Origin of the sequence: Croceicoccus ponticola (assembly GCF_004004515.1) — a bacterium.
In the GTDB taxonomy this organism is placed as follows: Bacteria; Pseudomonadota; Alphaproteobacteria; order Sphingomonadales; family Sphingomonadaceae; genus Croceicoccus; species Croceicoccus ponticola.
Genome location: NZ_RXOL01000001.1, coordinates 884,515 through 905,986, shown reverse-complemented (window position 1 = coordinate 905,986; position 21,472 = coordinate 884,515). Strand labels below are relative to the sequence as shown.

At 62.4% G+C, this 21,472-nt stretch carries 25 protein-coding genes; 11 read left to right on the top strand and 14 right to left on the bottom strand.

Annotated features, from left to right (window positions below):
- Positions 1 to 215: 215 nt before the first annotated feature.
- The gene (typA, locus tag EKN06_RS04330) at positions 216 to 2,039 is read left to right on the top strand and encodes a translational GTPase TypA (protein WP_127611602.1); all 1,824 of its coding nucleotides are present in this window, start codon (positions 216 to 218) and stop codon (positions 2,037 to 2,039) included.
- A 40-nt stretch (positions 2,040 to 2,079) separates the two neighbouring features.
- Here typA and EKN06_RS04325 read toward each other — a convergent pair whose 3' ends face one another.
- The 3 genes from EKN06_RS04325 to EKN06_RS16070 form a co-directional block, all read right to left on the bottom strand.
- Positions 2,080 to 2,448: a hypothetical protein gene (locus EKN06_RS04325; protein ID WP_205693803.1), complete on the bottom strand. Its 369-nt coding sequence runs from the start codon at positions 2,446 to 2,448 to the stop codon at positions 2,080 to 2,082.
- 72 nt (positions 2,449 to 2,520) lie between these two features.
- On the bottom strand, positions 2,521 to 2,700 hold the full coding sequence (locus tag EKN06_RS04320; protein ID WP_127611601.1) for a hypothetical protein: 180 nt from the start codon (positions 2,698 to 2,700) through the stop codon (positions 2,521 to 2,523).
- A gap of 18 nt (positions 2,701 to 2,718) precedes the next feature.
- Positions 2,719 to 2,850 (bottom strand): hypothetical protein, encoded by a 132-nt coding sequence (locus EKN06_RS16070; protein WP_276317267.1) that lies wholly within the window; start codon positions 2,848 to 2,850, stop codon positions 2,719 to 2,721.
- An 86-nt stretch (positions 2,851 to 2,936) separates the two neighbouring features.
- Between EKN06_RS16070 and EKN06_RS04315 the strand changes: the two genes are divergently transcribed.
- Both EKN06_RS04315 and EKN06_RS04310 read left to right on the top strand, forming a co-directional pair.
- Positions 2,937 to 3,560 (top strand): 6-phosphogluconolactonase, encoded by a 624-nt coding sequence (locus EKN06_RS04315; RefSeq protein WP_127611600.1) that lies wholly within the window; start codon positions 2,937 to 2,939, stop codon positions 3,558 to 3,560.
- On the top strand, positions 3,553 to 4,035 hold the full coding sequence (locus EKN06_RS04310) for an NUDIX domain-containing protein (protein WP_127611599.1): 483 nt from the start codon (positions 3,553 to 3,555) through the stop codon (positions 4,033 to 4,035). The genes EKN06_RS04315 and EKN06_RS04310 overlap by 8 nt, the downstream gene beginning before the upstream one ends.
- A gap of 10 nt (positions 4,036 to 4,045) precedes the next feature.
- On the opposite strand, the gene EKN06_RS04305 is transcribed toward EKN06_RS04310, so the two are convergent.
- The 10 genes from EKN06_RS04305 to ccoN are packed head-to-tail and all read right to left on the bottom strand — an operon-like array spanning position 4,046 to position 13,364.
- Entirely contained in the window at positions 4,046 to 5,356 is a 1,311-nt protein-coding gene (locus EKN06_RS04305) for a radical SAM protein (protein WP_127611598.1), read from the bottom strand.
- A 35-nt stretch (positions 5,357 to 5,391) separates the two neighbouring features.
- Entirely contained in the window at positions 5,392 to 5,610 is a 219-nt protein-coding gene (locus EKN06_RS04300; protein ID WP_127611597.1) for a hypothetical protein, read from the bottom strand.
- A complete protein-coding gene (gene ccoS, locus EKN06_RS04295) occupies positions 5,607 to 5,762 on the bottom strand; it encodes a cbb3-type cytochrome oxidase assembly protein CcoS (RefSeq protein WP_127611596.1) in 156 nt (51 codons plus the stop codon). The genes EKN06_RS04300 and ccoS overlap by 4 nt, the downstream gene beginning before the upstream one ends.
- Positions 5,759 to 7,894: a heavy metal translocating P-type ATPase gene (locus tag EKN06_RS04290; RefSeq protein WP_127611595.1), complete on the bottom strand. Its 2,136-nt coding sequence runs from the start codon at positions 7,892 to 7,894 to the stop codon at positions 5,759 to 5,761. Before EKN06_RS04290 ends, ccoS begins: the two co-directional genes overlap by 4 nt.
- On the bottom strand, positions 7,891 to 8,367 hold the full coding sequence (locus tag EKN06_RS04285; RefSeq protein ID WP_127611594.1) for a FixH family protein: 477 nt from the start codon (positions 8,365 to 8,367) through the stop codon (positions 7,891 to 7,893). The genes EKN06_RS04290 and EKN06_RS04285 overlap by 4 nt, the downstream gene beginning before the upstream one ends.
- Positions 8,364 to 9,815 carry a cytochrome c oxidase accessory protein CcoG gene (ccoG, locus tag EKN06_RS04280; protein WP_127611593.1) on the bottom strand — a complete coding sequence of 484 codons (1,452 nt, stop codon included), beginning with the start codon at positions 9,813 to 9,815 and terminating at the stop codon, positions 8,364 to 8,366. Before ccoG ends, EKN06_RS04285 begins: the two co-directional genes overlap by 4 nt.
- On the bottom strand, positions 9,802 to 10,773 hold the full coding sequence (gene ccoP / locus EKN06_RS04275; protein WP_127611592.1) for a cytochrome-c oxidase, cbb3-type subunit III: 972 nt from the start codon (positions 10,771 to 10,773) through the stop codon (positions 9,802 to 9,804). The genes ccoG and ccoP overlap by 14 nt, the downstream gene beginning before the upstream one ends.
- The gene (locus EKN06_RS04270) at positions 10,766 to 10,936 is read right to left on the bottom strand and encodes a cbb3-type cytochrome c oxidase subunit 3 (protein WP_127611591.1); all 171 of its coding nucleotides are present in this window, start codon (positions 10,934 to 10,936) and stop codon (positions 10,766 to 10,768) included. The genes ccoP and EKN06_RS04270 overlap by 8 nt, the downstream gene beginning before the upstream one ends.
- Complete coding sequence (ccoO, locus tag EKN06_RS04265) at positions 10,933 to 11,688, bottom strand: cytochrome-c oxidase, cbb3-type subunit II (protein WP_127611590.1); 756 nt, start codon at positions 11,686 to 11,688, stop codon at positions 10,933 to 10,935. The genes EKN06_RS04270 and ccoO overlap by 4 nt, the downstream gene beginning before the upstream one ends.
- 5 nt (positions 11,689 to 11,693) lie before the next feature.
- Positions 11,694 to 13,364, bottom strand: a complete 1,671-nt coding sequence (gene ccoN / locus EKN06_RS04260; RefSeq protein ID WP_127611984.1) for a cytochrome-c oxidase, cbb3-type subunit I — start codon at positions 13,362 to 13,364, stop codon at positions 11,694 to 11,696.
- A 414-nt stretch (positions 13,365 to 13,778) separates the two neighbouring features.
- On the opposite strand from ccoN, the gene EKN06_RS04255 reads away from it, so the two are divergent.
- Complete coding sequence (locus EKN06_RS04255; RefSeq protein WP_127611983.1) at positions 13,779 to 14,471, top strand: OmpW/AlkL family protein; 693 nt, start codon at positions 13,779 to 13,781, stop codon at positions 14,469 to 14,471.
- Positions 14,472 to 14,493: 22 nt separating this feature from the next.
- Here EKN06_RS04255 and EKN06_RS04250 read toward each other — a convergent pair whose 3' ends face one another.
- The gene (locus EKN06_RS04250) at positions 14,494 to 15,192 is read right to left on the bottom strand and encodes a Crp/Fnr family transcriptional regulator (protein WP_127611589.1); all 699 of its coding nucleotides are present in this window, start codon (positions 15,190 to 15,192) and stop codon (positions 14,494 to 14,496) included.
- Positions 15,193 to 15,653: 461 nt separating this feature from the next.
- Here EKN06_RS04250 and EKN06_RS15895 point away from each other — a divergent pair, with 461 nt between their 5' ends.
- The 7 genes from EKN06_RS15895 to EKN06_RS04220 all read left to right on the top strand — a co-directional run bounded on the left by EKN06_RS15895 (position 15,654) and on the right by EKN06_RS04220 (position 21,450).
- Positions 15,654 to 15,893 carry a Flp family type IVb pilin gene (locus tag EKN06_RS15895; RefSeq protein WP_240654592.1) on the top strand — a complete coding sequence of 80 codons (240 nt, stop codon included), beginning with the start codon at positions 15,654 to 15,656 and terminating at the stop codon, positions 15,891 to 15,893.
- Positions 15,894 to 16,088: 195 nt separating this feature from the next.
- Positions 16,089 to 16,994, top strand: a complete 906-nt coding sequence (gene cpaB / locus EKN06_RS04240) for a Flp pilus assembly protein CpaB (protein WP_127611588.1) — start codon at positions 16,089 to 16,091, stop codon at positions 16,992 to 16,994.
- A 19-nt stretch (positions 16,995 to 17,013) separates the two neighbouring features.
- Entirely contained in the window at positions 17,014 to 18,360 is a 1,347-nt protein-coding gene (locus EKN06_RS04235; RefSeq protein WP_240654591.1) for a type II and III secretion system protein family protein, read from the top strand.
- Entirely contained in the window at positions 18,350 to 18,613 is a 264-nt protein-coding gene (locus EKN06_RS15580) for a hypothetical protein (RefSeq protein ID WP_164843926.1), read from the top strand. The genes EKN06_RS04235 and EKN06_RS15580 overlap by 11 nt, the downstream gene beginning before the upstream one ends.
- Positions 18,614 to 18,641: 28 nt before the next feature.
- Positions 18,642 to 20,294 carry a pilus assembly protein TadG-related protein gene (locus EKN06_RS04230; protein ID WP_164843925.1) on the top strand — a complete coding sequence of 551 codons (1,653 nt, stop codon included), beginning with the start codon at positions 18,642 to 18,644 and terminating at the stop codon, positions 20,292 to 20,294.
- The gene (locus EKN06_RS04225; RefSeq protein ID WP_127611585.1) at positions 20,291 to 20,776 is read left to right on the top strand and encodes a TadE/TadG family type IV pilus assembly protein; all 486 of its coding nucleotides are present in this window, start codon (positions 20,291 to 20,293) and stop codon (positions 20,774 to 20,776) included. The genes EKN06_RS04230 and EKN06_RS04225 overlap by 4 nt, the downstream gene beginning before the upstream one ends.
- Positions 20,773 to 21,450: a TadE/TadG family type IV pilus assembly protein gene (locus tag EKN06_RS04220; RefSeq protein ID WP_127611584.1), complete on the top strand. Its 678-nt coding sequence runs from the start codon at positions 20,773 to 20,775 to the stop codon at positions 21,448 to 21,450. The genes EKN06_RS04225 and EKN06_RS04220 overlap by 4 nt, the downstream gene beginning before the upstream one ends.
- Positions 21,451 to 21,472: the final 22 nt, after the last annotated feature.

Sequence of the window (21,472 nt, the reverse complement as noted above, 5' to 3'; positions counted from 1 at the left end):
CATGTTTATGGCCATAATCCTAAGGTTTAGCGGAACCGGCGGCAATCAATGAAATCAACGGCCTGTTGAAGACAGGCAACAATGTTGCGCCGCTGCAACGCTTAACCTCTTGCTGCGTCGCACCAATTGAGGTACCGCGCGGCGCGCCTCGCAGGTGACAATGGCCCGCGCGTGCTTCATCCGATTCCAGACACGATTTTAAGGCCTTTCCGACAATGTCCGCCGACCTGCGTAACATCGCCATCATAGCCCACGTCGACCACGGCAAGACCACTCTGGTCGATCAGCTGTTCCGACAGTCCGGCACCTTCCGCGACAACCAGCGGGTTGAAGAGCGGGCCATGGATTCCAACGATCTCGAAAAGGAACGCGGGATCACCATCCTCGCGAAGCCGACTTCGATCGAATGGGGCGGCCTGCGCATCAACATCGTCGATACGCCCGGCCACGCCGACTTCGGCGCAGAGGTCGAACGCATCCTGTCGATGGTCGACGGCGTGGTCCTGCTGGTCGACAGCGCCGAAGGTGCGATGCCGCAGACCAAGTTCGTGACCGGCAAGGCGCTGGCGCTGGGCCTCAAGCCGATCGTCGTCGTCAACAAGATCGACCGTCCCGACGGCCGACATAGCGAAGTGCTCGACGAAATCTTCGACTTGTTCGTCAGCCTCGACGCAACCGACGAACAGCTCGACTTTCCGACGCTCTATGCTTCGGGCCGCAACGGCTATGCCAGCACCGATCCCGACGCGCGCGAGGGCGACCTGACCGCGATGTTCGAACTGATCCGCGATCACGTCCCGGCTCCGGGTCTCGACCCTGATGGCCCGTTCAGCTTCCTCGCCACGTTGCTCGACCGCGACAATTTCATGGGCCGCGTCCTCACGGGACGCGTCCAGTCCGGCACGATCCGCACCAACGACCCGATCCGCGCCATCGATTCCACCGGCAAGGTGATCGAGGTCGGCCGCGCATCCAAGCTGCTGTCGTTTCAGGGCCTGGAACGCGTCACGGTGGACGTCGCGCGCGCAGGTGACATCATCGCGCTGGCCGGTCTTGAAAAAGCGACCGTGGCCAATACCATCGCCGATCCGTCGGTGACCGAGCCCATCGCCGCGCAGCCGATCGATCCGCCGACGCTGGCAATGCGTTTCGCCGTCAACGACAGCCCGTTCGCGGGCCGCGAAGGCACCAAGGTCACGAGCCGCATGATCCGCGACCGCCTGATGCGCGAAGCAGAGACCAACGTCGCCATCCGCGTGACCGAAAGCGCCGACAAGGACAGCTTTGAAGTCGCCGGCCGTGGCGAATTGCAACTGGGCGTCGTCATTGAAACGATGCGCCGCGAAGGGTTCGAACTGGGCATTTCGCGTCCGCGCGTCATCTTCGGCGAAGAAGGCGGCAAGCGTACCGAGCCTTACGAGGTCGTCGTAATCGATGTTGACGACGAATTTTCGGGCACGGTCGTCGAGAAGATGCAGCGTCGCAAGGCCGAGTTGACCGAAATGCGTCCCAGCGGCATCGGCAAGACCCGTCTGGCGTTCAGCGCCCCGTCGCGCGGCCTCATCGGTTATCATGGCGAATTCTTGTCCGACACCCGTGGGACCGGCATCATGAACCGGTTGTTCGAGAAGTACGACTCCTACAAGGGCCCGATCGAGGGTCGCCAGAACGGCGTACTCATTTCCAACGGCACCGGCGAAGCGGTCGGCTACGCTCTAAACTCGCTTGAAGAGCGCGGCATCCTTTTCGTCAGCCCGCAGGAAAAGGTCTACGAAGGCATGGTGATCGGAGAGAACGCCAAGCCCGACGACCTCGAAGTCAACCCGCTGAAGTCGAAGCAGCTCACCAACTTCCGTTCGACCGGCAAGGACGACGCCATCCGCCTGACTCCGCCCAAGCGGATGACGCTGGAACAGGCGATCGCCTATATCGATGACGACGAAATGGTCGAAGTCACGCCGCAGTCGATCCGTCTGCGCAAGGCGATCCTCGACCCCAACGAACGCAAGAAAGCCCGCCGCCGCTCCGACGCGGCGTAATCTGGCGGCCGCTCCAACGCGGCTCTATGGTGACGGTCAGCTAAATCCTCGCTCTGCCAGCATGATGGCAGAGTAGAGGACGGCGCCGCCCAGGGAACGCCCCGAACCGGCTCGACCGGTTTTCGGGCAATTCCGTTTTCAGCGTGTTGAGCTTGATCCCGCCCGCAAGGAAGGCGAACAGAAAACCGATCCCCGCGGGTGGCAGGTCGATGAACAGCCCCAGCACCCAGCCCAGCGCGACCGCGCCGCTGATGACCCGACGCCCGCGTCGGTCGTATGCTTCGGATAGTCCGCGCATGCCGTAATCGCTGGCCATGAAGTGCAGCGACATCGCCACGAAATATAGAACGAGTGAGGTTTGGCCCGCTTTTTCGCGGTGAAGCAGCAGGTACCCGACCAGCAGGTTCAAGAGGGCATATGACCCGGCATGAACCCATTAGAGATGATCCTCGATCCGGTCGCCGTCCCCCTTGCTGCGCGATCAGGGGCGCGATCGTTTGACTTCTCGTTTCAGGCCATAGAAGAACGCCAACCCGGCCAGAGGGAGGCTGTAGACCAGCATTTCGGACAGCGCCGCCGACAGCGCCAGTTCGACTGCGAATACCCGCTGGTGAAAGCCGAGGTCGGAGAGCACGTGGAGGAAGATACAGGCGATCGCCACGCCGCCCGAAAACGAAAGCTATGCGTTGCGCCGTTTGCGGTCGATGAAACGCAAGCGACGGATCGAACGGTGGATGGCGGCGAAGGCGAGCATCATCACGATGCTGATGGGGACAAGTCCGGTCGTCGCAATAACGTCGTTGTTGGGCATAGCGCGACAGACGGGCCGCACGGCAGGGGCTTGGCAAGGGGCCAGCGCTCCCTACTTCCCATGGGACGCCGCGCGCAGGAGATACCATGCTGACCGAAATCGCCTTTCAACACGACTGTTCCGACGCCCGGATCGCGGACTGGCTGGAACAGCGGTTGACGCACGAGCTTGACCGGCGCGAGGGGACCGTGGCGATCACTGTGCCGGGCGGATCGACGCCGTTCCCGATCCTGGCGGACTTGGCGACGCGGGATATCGATTGGACGCGGCTGGAAATATGGCCCGGGGACGATCGATGCGTGCCCGCCGATCATGATGCGAGCAATTACGGCAGGCTCGCGCGCACGCTTGAGGGCACCGGCGCAAAAGTCGTGCCGTTGGAGGAAGACGCGCAGCCGCCGCATTTCGCGCTGGCTTGGCTGGGCATGGGTGGGGACGGGCACATCGCGTCGTTGTTTCCCAACACCGATCCTCGCCTTGACGATCCGGCGCAGGTTCGCCGCTTGACCCCCGATCCGTTGCCGCCCGAAGCGCCGTTCGACCGTGTCACGATGACCCTGCCCAAGCTGTTGAGCGCAGAAGCGCTGATGTTCGTCATTCGCGGGGCCGACAAGCTGGCCGTGTTCGAGGCGGCGGCCAAGGGCGAGAATGAGCTGCCCATCGCGCGTCTGCTGGGTGCGGCGCGCGGCGAAGTGACTTGCTTTGCCTGACATTCCGTTCGCGGGCCTTTTGCCGCCCGCGGTCCATCGCAGGCTGTTGCGCGTTGCCGAAATAGTGCGCCGGCGTTGGTGGGCATGGCGCAAGCCACGGCTGCGCGGTTGTGCGATCGTGGCCATAAACCCGGAGGGCGAAGTGCTGATGGTGCGCCATTCCTATCGCAAGCGGCTGGAATGGCATGTGCCCACCGGCGGCATCCGCAGGGGGGAGGATGCCGAACTGGCCGCGCGGCGCGAATTGGCGGAAGAAGTCGCCGTGTCGCCCATTACGATGGCGATCGTCCATGTGGAGGAGATCGACCTGCACGGCGCGCGCAACGAAGTGACGGTTTTTGCGGCGACGATTTGCGAAAGCCCGCGGGCCGATGGCCGGGAAATCGCCGAACTGGCATTCTTCGGCCCCGATGACCTGCCACCGACAACGCCAGCGTGGGCGCGCAATTACATCGCGAAGGCGCTGGCCGGCTGAAATCGTGGGATCAGACCGCGTTGCTGAACATTCGCGTGCTGTAAACGCGGTACCGGTCGAAACAGGCGGCGATGCCGCGCGCATAGGGCAGGGCATCGCCAGTCAGCGTGAGCGTGCCGTTGTTCACGGAACACAGCCCCGCCTCGACGAAACGCACCATGCGCGGTGACGCTTCGGCCAGAAGGTCGCCATCGACCCTTGCCCGGCCATGGCACAGGATTCCCGTGATGATCCGAGCCCGCCGGCGATCGTCGGCATCCCGGGCGATCCCCTTCGCCGTGGCGTGGTGCCCCGCGCCGACCAGTTCCCGATAGCGTCCAGCGTTTTTTTCGTTCTGGAAGATCCCTTGGGGAAAGACGCTGATCGCACTGGCGCCAAGACCAATGGTGACAGGGGCGCTGTCGTCGGTGAAACCCTGGAAATTGCGGTGAAGGCGCCCCGAAATCGCTGCGCGCGACAACGGATCATCGGGTAGCGCGAAATGATCGAAGCCGACCGGTTCGTAACCGTGGGCCAAGAGTCGCTCGTATCCGGCCTCCATCATCGCGAAACGCGCGACCGCATCGGGCAAGTCGGTTGCCTCGATGCGGCGCTGGCGCGGGAACATGTCGGGCAGATAGGCGAGGCCGAACAGCGCGATCCTGTCCGCGCCCAGCCGCGCCGTCGTGTCGAGCGAGGCGAGCAGGCCGTCCAGATCCTGTCCCGGAAGGCCGTACATCAGGTCGAAATTCAACGAAGTGACGCCCGACCGGCGCAAAAGCTGCGTCGCGCGTTCGATCAGTTCGACCGGCTGGACCCGCCCGATCGCCTGCTGGATTGCGGGGTCGAACGTCTGCACCCCCATGCTCGCCCGTTGGACGCCGACATGATCCAGCACTTCGCCCCACGGTTCGGAAAGGCTGCGCGGGTCGAGCTCGACCGAGATGACCGGATCGGTCAGCGGAAAGGCGAGCGTGAGCGCATCGACCAGCCGGACGAAGTCGGTCGGCGCGATGGCGTTGGGACTGCCGCCGCCGAACGCGATGTGCCGCACGCGCGCATCGGGCGGGACCAGCGCGCCGACGGTCGCGATCTCGTGCTGCAATGCCTCGAGATAGGCGGCCAGCCGCTTCTGGCGGTGCGCGGCGCCGGTGTTGCAGCCGCAGTACCAGCAAATTTCGTGGCAATAGGGGATGTGGACGTAAAGCGAGAGGTCGCTCTGCACATCCTCCAACGCGTCATGGTATGCGCGTTCGTCGACCGGCCCGAATTCGGCCGCCGTGGGGTAGCTGGTATAGCGCGGAACCGGCACGGCCAGCAGTTCGGGGAGGTAGGGCCACATGATGCACGAACCTTTAGATTCGCATGGGCCCGCGATCATTGCGTTCGATCAAACGGACGCTTGCGCCGGGTGCGGCAACCCTTGGCACAACACGGCGTCGTGCTGCGTGCAGTGCCGGTTTGGCCCAGCGGAATCACGATCGAACCGCCGCTGCACAACGCGACGACGATGGTCCGCTGCGCATCGGCGGGCGGCACCCCCGTCATCGCGGGCAAAAGCGCGACCGCGGCGAAACTGGCCAGCATCCCGTTCACGAAACGCCCTCGTCATCCTCTTCAATCAGGATGCGCTGGGCTGCGCCGTCCATATCATCGAACTGCCCGCTGCGCATGGCCCAGAAGAAAGCGGAAAGACCCAGCCCGCCCATGCCCAGAGCAACGGGGATGAGGAAGATCAGCCCGTTCACCGCCGGTCCCCCGCCGCCCGGAACAGCAACAGCGAGTTGGCCACGACGATCAGCGACGACATCGACATCGCGATGGCCGCAATCATGGGCGTGACGTATCCGGCCATGGCGATGGGCACAGCCAGCAGGTTATAGCCCACGGCCATCGCGAAATTCTGGCGCACCGTCCGCATCGTCCTGCGCGCGACACGAACGGCCAGCGCAACCGGCATCAGCGCATCGCCGACAAACACTGCGTCTGCCGCCTGCTGGCTGACGTCGCTGGCGCCGCCCGGCGCGATGGAAACGTGCGCTGCGGCCAGCGCCGGACCATCGTTCAGCCCGTCGCCGATCATCAGCACTTTTTCCCCCGTGGCGCGGCGGCGTTCCAGTTCGGCCAGCTTGTCAGCGGGGCTCATCCCGCCCTGTGCCGGGATGCCGAAATGCACGGCCGCGGTCATGACCGCATCGCTGGCATCGCCCGATACGATGGCGCCCGGAATGCCGAGCGAGGCGAGCGCGGCAATCGTCGCTTCGCCATCGGCGCGCCACGAATCGGCAAAGCGAATGACGGTCGTCGCCATCCCTCGGGTGTAGGCGACCGACAGCCCTTCCTCTGCCAAGTCGGGGCGCAGGAGGCTGACCGCTTCGCCCTCGTAAATTCCGCGCATGCCTTCGCCCGGTCTTTCGTCGATATCGCTGACGGGATGCGCGATCGTGCCTGAATCCTGCAATGCGGCGGCAAGGCCCTTGCTCAACGGGTGGCGGCTGCTTTGCGACAGGGTCAGCGCGATGCCGCAATCCTGCGGCGAAAGCGCGGCCAGCGAAACGGGGCGGGGGCGGCCCAGCGTCAGCGTCCCGGTCTTGTCGAACAGGGCGTGATCGGCCTCGGCCAGCCTTTCCAGCGCGCTGCCGTCCTTGATCAACAGCCCATGTTTCATCAACGCGCCCGCCGCCACGACCTGCGCTGCCGGAACGGCAAGGCCCAGCGCGCAGGGGCAGGTGATGATCAGCACCGCGATCGCGATCAGCAGCGATTGGTGAACCCCCGCGCCCGCGATCATCCAGCCCGCAAAGCTCAGCGCGGCAAGTGAATGGACGGCGGGGGCATAAAGGCGTGCGGCGCGATCCGCGATGCGGACATAGCGGCTGCGCGACTGGCCTGCTTCGTCCATCAGGCGGGCGATATCGGCGATGGCGGTATCTTCGGCAGCGGCGGTGACGCGCACGGTGACGGGCGACAGCAGGTTGGTCGTGCCCGCATGCGCCATGTCGCCGGGGCCGGACGCTACTGGCGCGCTTTCGCCGGTCAGCATCGAACGGTCGAACCGGCTTTTTCCCGTCACGATCAATCCGTCGGCGGCCAGCGATTCTCCGGCTGCAACCTGCATTTCCATGCCGGGCTCGATATCTTCGGCCGCGACCCAGCGGACATCGCCATCGGGATAGGCGACTTGCGCGCCGCGACCCATCCGGCCCAGCAACGACGCAATGCCCGAACGTGCCCGGTCGCGCATCACGGCATCCAGCACCCGGCCCACCAGAAGGAAGAACAGCAGCATGACCGCGCCGTCGAAATAGGCATGCTGCCCGCCGGTCAGCACTTCAAACGCGCTCATCCCCGTGGCGAGCAGTACGCCGATGGAAATCGGAACGTCCATATTCGTGCGGCGATAACGCAGCGCCATCCATGCGGAGGAAAAGAATGGACGCCCCGCATAGGCGACCGCAGGCAGTGCGATGGCCGCCGACAGCCAGTGGAACAGGTCCCTGGTGATGCCATCCGCGCCCGACCATACGGCGACCGACAGCAGCATGATGTTCATCATCGCAAAGCCCGCAACCGCCAGCGCGCGCAAAAGCAGCCTCGTTTCCGCGTCATCGCGGGCCAGCGGGTTTTCCGCCATCGGCTGCGCTTCGAAGCCCAATTCTCGCAGGGCTTCGACAATGTCGGCATCGGTCAGTTCGGGATCATGGCTGACCGCGACGCGCTTGGCGGAAAAGTTCACGCGCGCCGTCGCGACGCCGGGGATGGCGGAAATCCCACGTTCGATCTTGCCGATACACCCGGCACACCGGATGCCGGGCACGGTGAACCGGCTGTCGACGCAGCGTGCGGCGTCGATGGGTTGCCTGGCGATGGGCGCGTTCATGGCAATGCGCGTTCCCCACGCCATTCCCGGCCGCGATCCGTGATGGACAGGCGCAATGTCCAGCGGTCGTCGGGCAGGGCGGCGGTACTGGTCCACGCGCCGTCGGGTCCGGCCACGAAGTTCAGCGTCCGGTCCGGCTGATGGCCCAACGGGTGCCGCGCGGTCGCGATGACCTGCGCGCCTGTCGCCACGCCGCTTGTGGTGAGTACGACCTTGCCGTCTGCGCGCAGCAATGCGGTTACCGTGTATCCCAGCGTGTCCGACGCCTGCGCCTTGTCGAGCCAGCCGTTGAATTTCTGGCTCGCGACATAGGAATTTTCGACGACCACCCCGCCAAAGCTGCTGCTGGCCAGCGCGGCCATCGTGAAATTGACTGCGATGACAACTCCGAACCCGGCGACGAGGATCCCGGTCATGTGCTTTCCGGTAAATCGTCGATTGAGCTTGCTGGCGCGCGGATCGGGTTGGATCATCGTGGCGGCTCCGGTGCGTTGAACGCGGTTTCGCTGCTGTCGCTTTCGCCGTCGGGGGATGTCACCTGAAACGCGAATGTCCCGCCCCCTGTCCCGCGCGGGGCGATGACATAGACCCGCAACGGCAGGGTCACGTCGGCAGAAACCTCGCGGGCGAATTGACGAGTGGCCGCGTCCTTCGACATGTCGTCGGTCCACATAGTCGCGCCGGGCAGTCCGACGAGCGACAGCGCCATCGTGCGCGGGCGGCTCTGCATGTTGCGCAGTTTGACGGTATAGCTATTGCGCACCGAACCGTCGCTCATCAGCATGAAGGGCGGATTGCGATCCGACTGCACCGTCAGTCCGGTATGCGCCCGCGTGCCCAGCGCGAAGAGCAGCGCTGCGCCGATGGCGCTCCACACCCCGAGGTAGATCAGCGTCCGCGGGTGGGTCAGCGTCTTCCAAACCGGGCGCGGCGCGGCGCCGGCGGCTTCGCGCTCGCAATCTTCGAGCGTCGCATAATCGATCAGTCCGCGAGGGCGACCGATTTCCTTCATCACCCGGTCGCACGCATCAATGCACAGGGCGCAAGTGATGCACCCGATCTGCGGCCCTTCGCGGATATCGATGCCGGTGGGGCACACCGCAACGCACTGGTTGCAATCGACGCAATCGCCGAACGCGTCGGGAGCCTTCTGCGCCTTTTTCAGGCTGCCGCGCGGTTCGCCGCGCCAGTCCTTGTACGTGACGATCAGCGACTTTTCGTCCAGCATCGCGGTCTGGATGCGCGGCCACGGGCACATGTAGATGCACACCTGTTCGCGCATGAAACCGCCCAACAAAAACGTCGTGCCGGTCAGCACAGCGACGGTTGCATAGGCGACGGGCGCGGCATCGCCGGCCCAGAATTCGCGCGTCAGTGTCGGGGCATCGGCAAAATACATGATCCACGCGCCGCCGGTCCAGAAAGCGATGACGAGATAGATCGTCCACTTGGCCAGCCGACGCGCTGCCTTGCCCGCAGTCCACGGTGCCTTGTCCAGCCGCATGCGCGCATTGCGGTCGCCATCGACGAACCGGTCGACATGCTGGAACAGGTCGGTCCACACCGTCTGCGGACAGGCATAGCCGCACCATGCCCGCCCGACCGCGCTGGTGATCAGGAACAGGCCTATGCCCGCCATGATCAGCAGGCCCGCGACGAAATAGAATTCGTGGGGCCAGATCTCGATATCGAACATGTAGAACCGGCGATGTTCCAGATCGATCAGCACCGCCTGATCCGGGGCATAGGGGCCGCGGTCCCAGCGCAGCCAGGGCGTGCCGTAATAGATGCCCAGCGTGACGAGCATGACCAGCCATTTGAAACGGCGGAACGGTCCGTCGATCCGTTTGGGGTGAACGGTCGTGTGCTTTTCGTAAAGCGAGGCCGAAGCTGGCGCGGGTTGGAGGTCAGTCGGTCGCATCGTCCAGCCCATTTGCGTCTTGGCTCGCGTCCTTATCCGCGGCCTTCGCGACGGCGACGAAATTCTCCCCGCCGCCCAACGAGTGGACATAGGCCGTCAGCATCTTGATCGTCACCGGATCGAGGCGCTGCCCCCATGCGGGCATCTGGCCATAACGGGCAGTGGTGATCGTCGCGGTGATGTCATCGCGGCTGCCGCCATAAAGCCATATCGCATCGGCAAGGTTGGGCGCGCCGAATTCGCGCATCCCGGTGCCGGTCGCGCCGTGACACACCGCGCAATTCGCCTCGAACAGCGCGCCGCCGCGCTGCGAAGCCGCGCTTTTCGGCTCAAGCCCCGATAGCGTGCGCACGAAGCTGGTGACGTCTGCGATCTCTGCTCCGGTCAGGATCCCGTCGCGGCCGAATGCGGGCATCTGGCTGAACCGCGTTTGATCGTCGCCCGGTTGGCGGATGCCGTGTTGCAGGGTCTGGTGGATCGCCTTGAGGTCGCCGCCCCAAAGCCAGTCGTCGTCATTGAGGTTGGGATAGCCGGGCAGACCCGCCGCGCGCGCGCCATGACACTGCACGCAATTGACCTTGAACGCCGCTTCACCGCCAGACACCGCGGCGCGCATCAGCTTGCTGTCGGTTTCCAGCCGTTCGATGGGCATTCCGGCGAGCGCTGCAACGACTTGCGAACGCTTGGCATCGGCGGCCTTCAAGTCATCGGTCAGATCGCTGCGGCTGGACCAGCCGAGCACGCCCTCTGTCCCCTTTGAGATCATGGGCAGCGCGGGATAGGCGATGACATAACCGATCGAAAAAACGATCGTGGCGTAGAAGATCCACAGCCACCAGCGGGGCAGCGGCGTGTCCAGTTCCTCGATCCCGTCCCATTCGTGGCCGACGGTTTCGGTGTTGGTGGCTTCGTCAAGACGCCGTCCGGCCGATGCCGGGGTGTTGTCGGTATCAACCATCGTTCTCGTCCTTGAAGATCATGGTCGCCGCATCCTCGTTGCGTTCGCGCGCGCCGGGCCGGAAGGGCCACGCGGCAAGCACGCTGAACACGAACATCATGATGAGCAGGCCCCAGCTGTCGGCCAAGTGGCGCAGCGCGTCGTAAAAGGAATGATCGCTCATCGCCCTTTCTCCGTCGCAAGGTCTTCCTGCGCCGCGGCTGCGTTGACGTCGACCATCGTGCCCAGCACCTGAAGGTAGGCGACCAGCGCATCCATCTCGGTCAGTTTGGCCGGCTTGCCGTCGAAATCGCGCAGGTTCACCTGTTCACCGTAACGTTCGGTCAGCCCACCGGTGTCGGCATCGGGATTGGCCTGCACCTTCATGTCGGCGTCGGCATGGGCGATCTGTGCGTCGGTATAGGGCACACCCACCCGCGACAGCGCCGTCAGGTTCGCCGCCATGTCCTGCACCTTCAGCGGGCTTTCGGCGAGGAAGCCGTATTGCGGCATCACGCTTTCGGGCACGACCGATTGCGGATTTTCCAGATGCTGGACATGCCATTCGTCGGAATAGCGTCCGCCGACGCGGGCAAGGTCTGGCCCTGTCCGTTTCGAACCCCACTGGAACGGGTGATCGTACATGGATTCGGCGGCAAGGCTGTAGTGGCCATAGCGTTCGACCTCGTCCCGGAACGGACGGATCATCTGGCTGTGGCAGACATAGCACCCTTCGCGGACATAGATGTCGCGCCCCGCCTGTTCCAGCGGTGTATAGGGCCGCATCCCGTCCACTTTCTCGATCGTGTTGTCGATCCAGAACAGCGGCGCGATTTCGACCAGCCCACCGACGGTGACGGCCGCAAAGGCCGCGACAGCCAGCAAGGTGACGTTCTTTTCAAGCTTCTTGTGCTTTTCGGTCATGCTCATGGTCATGCCCCTCAGTTCGCAGGCGCAAGGACGGGGCGGGGTGCGATCGCCGGGCGGTCCGCCTGCGCGTCATAGGCGGCGTCGTGCATCGGCTTTTCGGTGCGCAACCTGCCCGCGATCGTGGCCCAGACGTTGACGACCATGATGACCGCGCCGGCAAGGTACAGCAGGCCGCCAAAGGCGCGCAGGATGAACATCGGGTGCAACGCGGCGACCGTTTCGGCAAACGAGTTCACGAGATAGCCGTCGGCCCCGTACTGGCGCCACATCAGACCCTGCGTCACGCCCGAAACCCACATCGACGCGGCGTAGAAAACGATCCCCGCCGTCGCGAGCCAGAAGTGCCAGTTCACCATGCGCAGGCTGTAAAGCCGCTCGCGGTTCCACAGTCGGGGCGTCAGGAAATAGATCGCCGCAAAGGTGATCATCCCGTTCCAGCCCAGCGCGCCCGAATGGACATGCCCGATGGTCCAGTCGGTATAGTGCGAGAGCGAGTTCACGCTCTTGATGCTCATCATCGGGCCTTCGAACGTGCTCATGCCGTAGAAGGCGAGGCTCATCACCATCATCCGGATGATGGGGTCGGTGCGAACCTTGTCCCACGCGCCGTTCAGCGTCATCAGGCCGTTGATCATGCCGCCCCAACTGGGCATCCACAGCATGACCGAAAACACCATGCCTAGTGTCTGCGCCCAGTCGGGCAGGGCGGTATAATGAAGGTGGTGCGGTCCGGCCCAGATATACAGGAAGATCAGCGACCAGAAGTGGATGATCGAAAGCCGATACGAATAGATCGGCCGCTCCGCCTGTTTCGGCACGAAGTAATACATCATCGCCAGGAACCCGGCGGTGAGAAAGAAGCCAACCGCGTTGTGCCCGTACCACCACTGCACCAGAGCGCCCTGAACGCCGGCGAACAGCGGATAGGACCGGCTGCCGGTGATCGACACCGGCATGTCGAGGTTGTTGACGACATGCAGCATCGCCACCGTCAGGATGAAGGCGAGGAAGAACCAGTTAGCCACGTAGATGTGCGGTTCGCTGCGTTTGACGATCGTGCCGACGAACACGATCAGGTACGAGACCCAGACCACGGTCAGCCACCAGTCGGTGTACCATTCGGGTTCGGCATATTCCTTGCCCTGCGTCACGCCCATCAGATAGCCGGTGGCGGCCAGCACGATGAACAGCTGGTAGCCCCAGAAGACAAAGCGGGCGAGGGCGGGGAAGGCCAGCCGCGCGCGGCAGGTGCGCTGCACAATGTAGAAGCTGGACGCGATCAACGCATTGCCGCCAAATGCGAAGATGACCGCGCTGGTATGCAAAGGACGAAGGCGTCCGAAATTAGCCCACGGCTCAAGATTCAGGATTGGCCAGGCGAGTTGCAGCGCAATCAAAAGGCCCGCCGCAAATCCTGCCATGCCCCAGAACACCGTGGCGATGACACCCCAGCGGATCGGATCGTCGTCATACCGCGACTGGTCGGCAGGCGCGCGCAGGATGGCGTTGGCCTGTGCCGAGTAATCGGCCCGCGTTACGGTTGCCCACAACGCGATCAGCGCGGCGATGCCGACGATGCCCATGTGCACGGCAAATGGGCCATCGGCGGCAAGCGCCATGCCGGCGATGGCGAGTATCAAGATGACGAGCCATATGCCCGCGCGAGTAAGCACCGTTTCCACGGCCGCCCCCTTTTGCTGAAGGTTCAAGAGAGAAATCCCCCATGCCCCTTGGTCCCGCACAGACCCGCCCGCATTGACACAGGTCAAAGCGATTGAGGTTTAATACTTTTGTATGAGCCGGAGCCGGAATTGCGTTCGATCAATGCAGCTTGGGCGGGCGGCTGAATAAGAGCCGTTGGTCACTGCGGGAAGAAATAAGCTGCGCCTGTTCTTCTTCGGAGGCGATGAGGGAAACACGCCGAGATTCGGCATGCGGTCTTGCACCTGCCAAATGCATTTATCGGAAGTTATTGATGGGCAAGGACAATTGTTTGCCGGGTAACTGGGGTTAACCGTCGTTGGAAAGCGGTCGGTGCAATTCCCTGATGTAAATCGTCAGGGCAGGCAAAACCTGCCACAGGGAGTAACTACGTGATGAAGAAGTTCGCTACTACTGCCGGCGCCGCCATGGTGATGGCCTTGATTTCAAATGCCGCACATGCCTGTAGTCCGGATGGCAAGTTCCTTGTCAAGTTGCATGGCACCGCCGTGTTGCCTGACGGCGAACTGACCGACGTGCCCTTTGCCAGCCCCGCCATCGCCGCGGCACTGCCTGCCGATGCCAATACAAAGGCCGACAACAACGTCGTGCCGACGATCTCGATCGAATACTTCGCGACACCCAACATCAGCGTGGAAACCTATTGCTGCGTCACCAAGCATAACGTGACCGGAACCGAAGGCCTCGCTGGGGCCGAACTGGTCGACGACATCTATCTCGTCCCTGCCACGATCACGGCGAAATACCACTTCAACGAGGGCGGTCCGTTCAAGCCTTACGTCGGGGCCGGCCCAGCCTATTTCCTGTATCTCAAGGACAAGGCCGGATCGACGTCTCAGGCGCTGGGCGTGACGGACATCGATATCGACGACGAACTCGGCTTCGTCCTGCAGGCAGGCATTGATTTTGCGCTGAGCGACAATGGCCTTGGTCTCAGCGTCGATGGCAAGAAGTACTTCATCGACGCCACCGCGCATTATTTCGATGCCGACGGCGCCGAAGTGCTGACGACCGAGCACAAGCTCGACCCGTGGGTGGTCAGCGTCGGACTTTCCTATCGCATGTGATGAACGCGAGGCCGGGGCGGGGTCAGCCTGCCCTGGCCTCCAGTTCGCGGCGGTCGACGATCTCGACCGAACGGCGCGACGGCAGGTCGATGACCCCGTCGCGCTTCAGCTTGGTGAACTGGCGGCTCACCGTTTCGATGGTCAGACCAAGCACGTCGCCCACTTGCTGGCGCGAGAAAGGCAGTTCGAACGCGGCCTGTCGCGCGTTATCGGGCGCCGAACAGGTTTCCGGCTCAAGCCGTTGCGACACTTCGAGCAGGAAGGTTGCCAGCCGCTCTTCGGCCGATTTGCGACCCAGCAGCAGCATCCACGCACGGGTCCGGTCCAGTTCGGCCAGCGTGCGTTCCAGCAATTTGTGCTCAAGCCGGGGATGTTGCCGAGCAAAGCTGTCGAAATCGCGCCGCGCAAAGACGCAGACGCGCGCATCGGTGAGCGCTTCCACGCCATAGGGTGTTGTCGCGCCGAACGGTCGGCCGATGAAGTCTGTAGGATAGACGAGGCCGACGATCTGTTCGCGCCCGTCTTCCATGCTGTTCGACAGTTTCAGCACGCCTTCGATGACATTGGCGACCAGCACCGCGTCTTCGCCTTCCCAGATCAGCTGCTCGCCCGCGACAAGCTGGCGGCGGTGTCCGATGGCGTTCAGCACCTCGAGCTCGGAGAATTCGAGTTCGGAGCAGATTGCACGGTTTCGAATAACGCAGGTCTGGCAGGAGTCCATCTATTGGGTCCTATCAGTGAGGTAGCCATCCGGCAATCGTCCTTCATGGCGGCTTATCGGGACGCACCGGATGGTTAATCCGGGCGGGACTGTTCCAAAGCGAAACGCAATCGTCCGTCTTTTATTGGTCTTACGGACCGAAGTGCCTGATCTATTAGGAAATATTGCGGGACGCACGACTTGATTCGATCCGGAACGGAGAACTTAACTGCGGTCGTTAGAATTGAATTACGTTAAGCTATTGGCGAAATTAAGATTTTTTAACCGAATGGTAATCGTTTGACCTTTGCGCCCCATTTACGCAGATTCCATGGGTGCCGAGCAGCATCGGAAACACGGTCGTTTGATGGACCGATTTCGGATCGAAGCTTCGGTCGTAATAAAGTGAACCGGAAATAGAAGCCGGGACCGTTATTCATTGGACACGCATGGCTGCCTCATGCGTATCGGGGGTACTAAAGATGAACACTTTCCTTAAGAATTTCGTCGCTGACGAAGCTGGCGCCTCGGCTGCCGAATATGCTCTGATCATCGCCGTCGTCGGCGTCGGCATCGGCGCTGCTGCGCTGGTTCTGGGCGCGAACGTCAAGAACGCAATCGATGGCGCTTCGGCCGATGTTTACGATTGCAATAATAGCGTAGTTGATCCTGCTGACCTTCAACCCGGTGGCCAGCCTGCTGGCGGCGCAAATTGCGATTAAGTTTCGCAAGCTGAGAAAGGGCCTCGTCGCTAGTCGGCGGGGCCTTTTTCTTTTTTGCCAACCGGTTGGATTTGCATCTTAGGTTAATAACCCGACTGTCCCGATTGCGGTCGTGTTGAAAATCGTTACAGTCGGACATCTTGGCCAAGGGGCAGGTTCCTGTTAGGTTCCTGTGGCCATAGGGGGGGCTGAAGCATGGGTAGTCGTAACCTGGTCTACATCCTGATTGCCATCGGGTTGGGTCTCGTCGCGGTCGTATTGGCCAATTCCTATTTTTCCGGGATGGAGGAAAAGCAGGAACGGGCGGCGCAGCAACAGGAACTGGCGCGCATCGTCGTTGCGACGCAGCCGCTCGATTTCGGCAGCGCGCTGACAACCGAAAACATGCGGCTGCAGAACTTTCCCGCCAATGCGGTGCCCGTCGGCGCGTTCTTCTCGTTGGAAGAACTGCTGCAAGGAGGCCACGTCGCGCTGCGCCCGATCGTTCCGGGTGAACCGATCCTTGCCGACAAGTTGAGCGGTCGCGCGGTGCTGTCGGCCAAGCTGCCCGAAGGCATGCGCGCCATGTCGATCCCGATCAACGCGACCAACGCGGTGTCGGGCTTCATCAGGCCGGCTGACATCGTCGATATCTTGCTGACCCGCGATCTCGAAGGCGAAAAGGTGACCGAAGTCATCATGGAAGCGGTCCAGGTTCTCGCCATCGGCACGGTGCAAAGCGAAAATGCGACTGAGCCCGGTCTTGCCGGAACGGCAACGATGCTCGTCGATCTTTATGGCGCGCAGAAACTGACGCTTGCCCAGAAGATGGGCCAGATGAGCCTTGTCCTGCGCAACGTCGAAGGTGAAAGCGAAGAAGCGGGCACCGGCGTCGCCGTGATGACCCGCGATGTCAGCCCGATCAGGGGAAATTATGGTGGCGGCGGTGGTGGTAACCGCGTCGCAGTCGCGGAATCGGCACCTGTCATGGTTTCCGCGCCGCCGGCTCCGTCTGCGCCGTCTGGCCAGTCGGCTCCGGTACGCCCGCGCGGTCCAAGCATGACCGTCGTTCGCGGGACTGCTTCGACCGACTATCCGGTCGGTCGCCTTGGGGGGAATTGAGCAAATGCTGAAACGATCGATGATCGCACTCGCCCTCGCGGCGACGACCGTGATGACGCAACCCGCCTATGCTCAGGAATCCGGACTTCACGCCGGTTCGCTGGAGGTTCCCTTGAACAAGAGCGAGGTCGTGACCGCCGACCGGGCAATCGGCCAGGCCATGGTCGGCAATCCCGCAATCGCGGACGTCCTGCCGATTTCGGACCGTTCGATCTATGTCCTCGGCAAATCGACCGGCACGACCAGCCTGACGCTTTACGATCGCGCCAATCGCGTCATCGCGGTGATGGACGTCAGCGTCGGCCCCGATGTCGAAGGCGTACGTCGGGAACTGCTTTCGCTTATGCCGAACGAAAACGTCGACGCGCGTATTTCCGGTGGCAAGATCATCCTGTCCGGCAGCGTTTCGGACGCCGGAGCTGCTGGCCGCGCCGCGCAGATTGCTGAAATTTTTGCCGACAAGGAAGTGGTCAACCTGATGACCGTGCGCGGCAGCCAGCAGGTCATGCTGGAAGTCCGCTTTGCTGAAGTGAGCCGCAACATCGGCGAACAGCTTGGCGTACGCGGTTTCGGTGTCGGCAACGACATCGAATTTGCGGTCGGCGACGGCGCTTCTGCCGGCTCGGATACCGGCGGTGTCGGCGGGCTTGCTGTCGATGGCATCAGCAGCGCCTATGGCATCCTGCACACGCTGTTTTCGCTCGGCGATCTCAACATCGACGCTTATCTCGATACGCTGGAGCGCAAGGGCCTGTCGAAAACCCTTGCCGAACCGACGCTGATCGCTCTTTCGGGCGAATCGGCCTCGTTCCTTGCCGGCGGCGAATTCCCGATCCCTGTGTCGCAGGGCAACGGCGACGCCATCACGGTCGAATTCAAATCGTTCGGCGTCGGTCTTGGCTTCACGCCAACCGTGCTGTCCGGCGGCGTGATCAACCTGATCGTCGAACCCGAAGTGAGCTCGATCGATCCGTCCGCCTCGGTCACTGTCGGCGGCATTTCGGTGCCCGGGCTGCAAACCCGGCGGGCGAGCACGACGCTGGAACTGCGCGACGGGCAAAGCTTTGCGATCGCTGGCCTTTTGCGTCAGGACACGCAGACTTCGGTCCGTCAGCTGCCATTGCTGGGCTCACTGCCGATCATCGGGTCGCTGTTCCGTTCGACCAGCTTCCAGAAGGGTGAGACCGAACTGTTGATCGTCGTCACGCCGCGTCTGGTAAAGCCCATCAGGCCCGATCAGGTCCGTTTGCCGACCGACCGCGTGAAAGACCAAGATGTACTCGACACGCTGCTTGCCGGTGACGATTACCAGCCCGTCGATCTCGCCCCGAACCAGAGCCAGGAGGATCCGGGCTATGAATACTAAGCGTCTCGCGCCGATAGCATTGGTTGCCTGCCTTGCGGGTTGTGCGACTTACGGTGGGCCTCAGGGCCAATTCGACCCAGAGGATTTCGGCGAAGCCAACCGCATGACTTATGCGGCGATGGTAGTCGATCCCGATCCGGAGTATGCTGAACCGATGGAAGGCAGCGCCGAGCATGCAGCCGATGCCATCGAAGCCTATCGCGAAGGAAGCGTCGAAGAGCCCGAGCAGGTCAAGTCGACCCAAACGCAGTAGAGGAGGGGTGCGGAGCGCCCGAAGATCTATGTCCGTTCGAAAAGCGCTTGAATTCTGCGGAGATGAAGGTGGCGCGATCGCGCCGCTTTACGCGCTCGCACTGTTTGGCCTGATCGGCATGGCGGGCGTAGGCTTCGACTATGCCCGTGTCATGGCGCTCGATACGGAACTTCAGAACGCGGCCGATCAGGCGGCACTGGCGGCGGCAAGCCAGTTGGACGGCGGCACGGATTCGATCACCCGCGCGCAAGGCGCGGTTCGCAATTTCCTAGCCAAGTCGGACGGTGCCTACGTCAACGAAACCCGGCTTTCGAACATCGACGACGATGCCGACGGCAATTCGCGGCCAATCGCGCAAATCCAGTTCGCATTCTGGGAAGATTATGCGAATGACGCCCCCGACAAGCCGGTAGCGCTCGATGTCACGGACTCTTCGAAAGCCGAAGTTGTGCAGGTGACGATCGAGCAGCGTGCTCTAAGCTATGCGTTGACCCCGATCGTGGGGGCCATCGTCGGACGGGCCGGAGCGACCGCGATGGCTACGGTGGATTCGGCCTATTGCAAGGTGCCCCCGATGATGGTGTGTGTGCCGAACAGCGGTTTTGGTGCCTACGATCCCGCGACCGGCACGGTTTCGAACAAGGGCGAAGGAGTGCGACTGCATCTCTTGCCGTCGGCGGGAAGCACCGACCCGCTATCTCCCGGCGTGTTCGGGTTCCTGGACTTTCCCTATCCCGGACCGAGTGGCAACCCGAACACGACGCTGGGCTGGAACGTCACAAATCCCGGCTGCACTGGCGAAAGCGTGGAGACGGAGCCCGGCGCGCGCGATACTGAGGGGGAGGCGCTGAACACTCGTTTCGATCTCTACCGTGCGAGCGCGCCCGCGTGCAACTCCACGACTGGCAATTTCTGTCCTTCGAAGAACGTCACAAAAGACGTGTTCATCGAGAATAGCATCCCCGGCAATTTCCTAACCAAAGCTGCAGCGGTTTCTGCGGCCGCCGCCGCGACGTGTGGCGCTGCGGGGAACAATCCGAGCTGGGTCGAATACGACAGTATCAGCAGAACGAATCCGAATCTCGACGTGTCGGCGCTTTCCAACCCCGGCTACCCGCGTGATACCTGCCATATCGGGGGCAGCTGCTCGACTCAGACATTTGGCGACGGGGTGTGGGACATCGCGGCCTATTTGCGGACAACACATCCGTCCGTGGTGGGCGCAGGAGGCGCGATCACCTATCCAGCGGGCCTTAGCGCCAACTCCACTCGCCATGAGGTATACAACTGGGAAAGTGTCGACGGAAACGCTGATGGAGTGCCCGACAATGTTTCCAGCCCGGTGAAGGCTGGCTACACAATTCAGACGGCAAATAACGGCCGATTTACCGCGAAGTACTATTGCGCCTATCCCCGACCGGTCTCCGGCACGGGTATCGCACCGCCACAGACGCTGAAAGACCGGCGGGTTCTGTCGGTGGCGGCAGTCGACTGCACCGGACTTAACGGCAGGGATACCGCCGACATTATTCGTTACATCGACATGTTTCTCGTCAAGCCGTCGGCACAAGGCGGGAACAAGGAATTCTATGCCGAGGTCATTGGCGAAGAGGTTGGCGTCGGCGCAGGCGCCAACAATTTCCAGTTCTATACTAAGCGCAAGGCGGTTCTTATCCGATGACGGGATGGGTCGCCCCTATCAAATGCGACAAGGCGGCTGCGGCGTCCGAGTTCGTGCTGGCCTTGCCGATCATGCTGATCCTGATCTTTGGCGCGATGGAAGCCGGCAATTATTTCTGGAACGAGCAAAAGCTCATTCAGGCCGTACGAGACGGGGCGCGTTATGCTTCGCGGATCGATTACGGCACGATCTGTGGCCCGTCGTTCGACGATACCAAGGTTCGCAACGTGGTCCGTACCGGCAACCCTTCGGGCAACGGCACGATCCGGCTGCCGATCTGGGACGAGACGAAAGTCGTTATCACACCGAATTGCGACAGCTTCGTCGATACCGGCATCTATGGCGGTCTTGGGAGCAAGGGGGCGATCGTTACGGTATCGGCCGTCGGCATGCCGTACAGGTCCATCTTGGGTGGCCTCGGCTTCATCAACGACACATATTCGCTCGCCGCCAAGGAAAACGCTGCGGTGATCGGCATATGAAGCGGCTGTTTCGCAACACTGCCGCGGCAAGCGCTGCCGAATTCGCGCTCATCCTTCCGGCAGCCTTGCTGATACTTTTCGGCGTGATCGATGTGGGTCGCTATGCCTGGCAGCTCAACCAATACGAAAAGGCCGTGCAACTGGGCGTGCGTTATGCCGTGGCATCCGAAATTGTGGCCTCGCCTATCAATACGATGGATTTTTCGTCTATCGTCTGCCCCGGCAGCATGGGCGCCTTGCAATATGGCGACCCCATTTGCGCGGAGGCGATGAAAACGGTCGTTTGCAACAGTACGGCGTGCACGTGCCCGAATACCAGCGAGCCGGGTCAATGTGGCGCGGCTGCGGGTGCGACATTCAACTCGGCGGCTTTCAACCGGATCGTCAGCCGAATGCGGGTCGCTTCCAAGCGGATAGGGCCGGGCGACGTGGAAATCACCTACGCCGGCAGCGGACTCGGTTACTACGGCGACCCCGCCATAAAGAGCAGTTGTAGCCCGGGCGATAGTACCGCTCCTTGCCAGTTGCCCGATGCCGCGCCCATCGTTTCCGTCAGATTAACCAATATGCGCTATCAACCCATAACGCTCAGCTTGTTGGGCGTTGATGTTCCATACCCGCGTTTCTCCTATTCCCTGACCATGGAAGACGGAGACGGGGCTGTTGCGAGCTGAGTATGATGGGCACTTACGAAAA

What these genes read in the sequence shown, in the direction of transcription:
- EKN06_RS04305 (WP_127611598.1), bottom strand. Translation starts at nt 5,356, where the DNA reads ATGTGGCCCTACCTCCCCGAACTGCTGGCCGTGCCGGTTCCGCGCTAT.
- EKN06_RS04290 (WP_127611595.1), bottom strand. Translation starts at nt 7,894, where the DNA reads ATGAACGCGCCCATCGCCAGGCAACCCATCGACGCCGCACGCTGCGTC.
- EKN06_RS04285 (WP_127611594.1), bottom strand. Translation starts at nt 8,367, where the DNA reads ATGATCCAACCCGATCCGCGCGCCAGCAAGCTCAATCGACGATTTACC.
- EKN06_RS16070 (WP_276317267.1), bottom strand. Translation starts at nt 2,850, where the DNA reads ATGCCCAACAACGACGTTATTGCGACGACCGGACTTGTCCCCATCAGC.
- ccoO (WP_127611590.1), bottom strand. Translation starts at nt 11,688, where the DNA reads ATGACCATGAGCATGACCGAAAAGCACAAGAAGCTTGAAAAGAACGTC.
- EKN06_RS04315 (WP_127611600.1), top strand. Translation starts at nt 2,937, where the DNA reads ATGCTGACCGAAATCGCCTTTCAACACGACTGTTCCGACGCCCGGATC.
- EKN06_RS15580 (WP_164843926.1), top strand. Translation starts at nt 18,350, where the DNA reads ATGAATACTAAGCGTCTCGCGCCGATAGCATTGGTTGCCTGCCTTGCG.
- typA (WP_127611602.1), top strand. Translation starts at nt 216, where the DNA reads ATGTCCGCCGACCTGCGTAACATCGCCATCATAGCCCACGTCGACCAC.
- EKN06_RS04225 (WP_127611585.1), top strand. Translation starts at nt 20,291, where the DNA reads ATGACGGGATGGGTCGCCCCTATCAAATGCGACAAGGCGGCTGCGGCG.
- EKN06_RS04270 (WP_127611591.1), bottom strand. Translation starts at nt 10,936, where the DNA reads ATGAGCGATCATTCCTTTTACGACGCGCTGCGCCACTTGGCCGACAGC.
- EKN06_RS04235 (WP_240654591.1), top strand. Translation starts at nt 17,014, where the DNA reads ATGATCGCACTCGCCCTCGCGGCGACGACCGTGATGACGCAACCCGCC.
- EKN06_RS04220 (WP_127611584.1), top strand. Translation starts at nt 20,773, where the DNA reads ATGAAGCGGCTGTTTCGCAACACTGCCGCGGCAAGCGCTGCCGAATTC.
- EKN06_RS04230 (WP_164843925.1), top strand. Translation starts at nt 18,642, where the DNA reads ATGTCCGTTCGAAAAGCGCTTGAATTCTGCGGAGATGAAGGTGGCGCG.
- ccoP (WP_127611592.1), bottom strand. Translation starts at nt 10,773, where the DNA reads ATGGTTGATACCGACAACACCCCGGCATCGGCCGGACGGCGTCTTGAC.
- EKN06_RS04250 (WP_127611589.1), bottom strand. Translation starts at nt 15,192, where the DNA reads ATGGACTCCTGCCAGACCTGCGTTATTCGAAACCGTGCAATCTGCTCC.
- EKN06_RS15895 (WP_240654592.1), top strand. Translation starts at nt 15,654, where the DNA reads ATGAACACTTTCCTTAAGAATTTCGTCGCTGACGAAGCTGGCGCCTCG.
- ccoG (WP_127611593.1), bottom strand. Translation starts at nt 9,815, where the DNA reads ATGCGACCGACTGACCTCCAACCCGCGCCAGCTTCGGCCTCGCTTTAC.
- cpaB (WP_127611588.1), top strand. Translation starts at nt 16,089, where the DNA reads ATGGGTAGTCGTAACCTGGTCTACATCCTGATTGCCATCGGGTTGGGT.
- EKN06_RS04255 (WP_127611983.1), top strand. Translation starts at nt 13,779, where the DNA reads ATGAAGAAGTTCGCTACTACTGCCGGCGCCGCCATGGTGATGGCCTTG.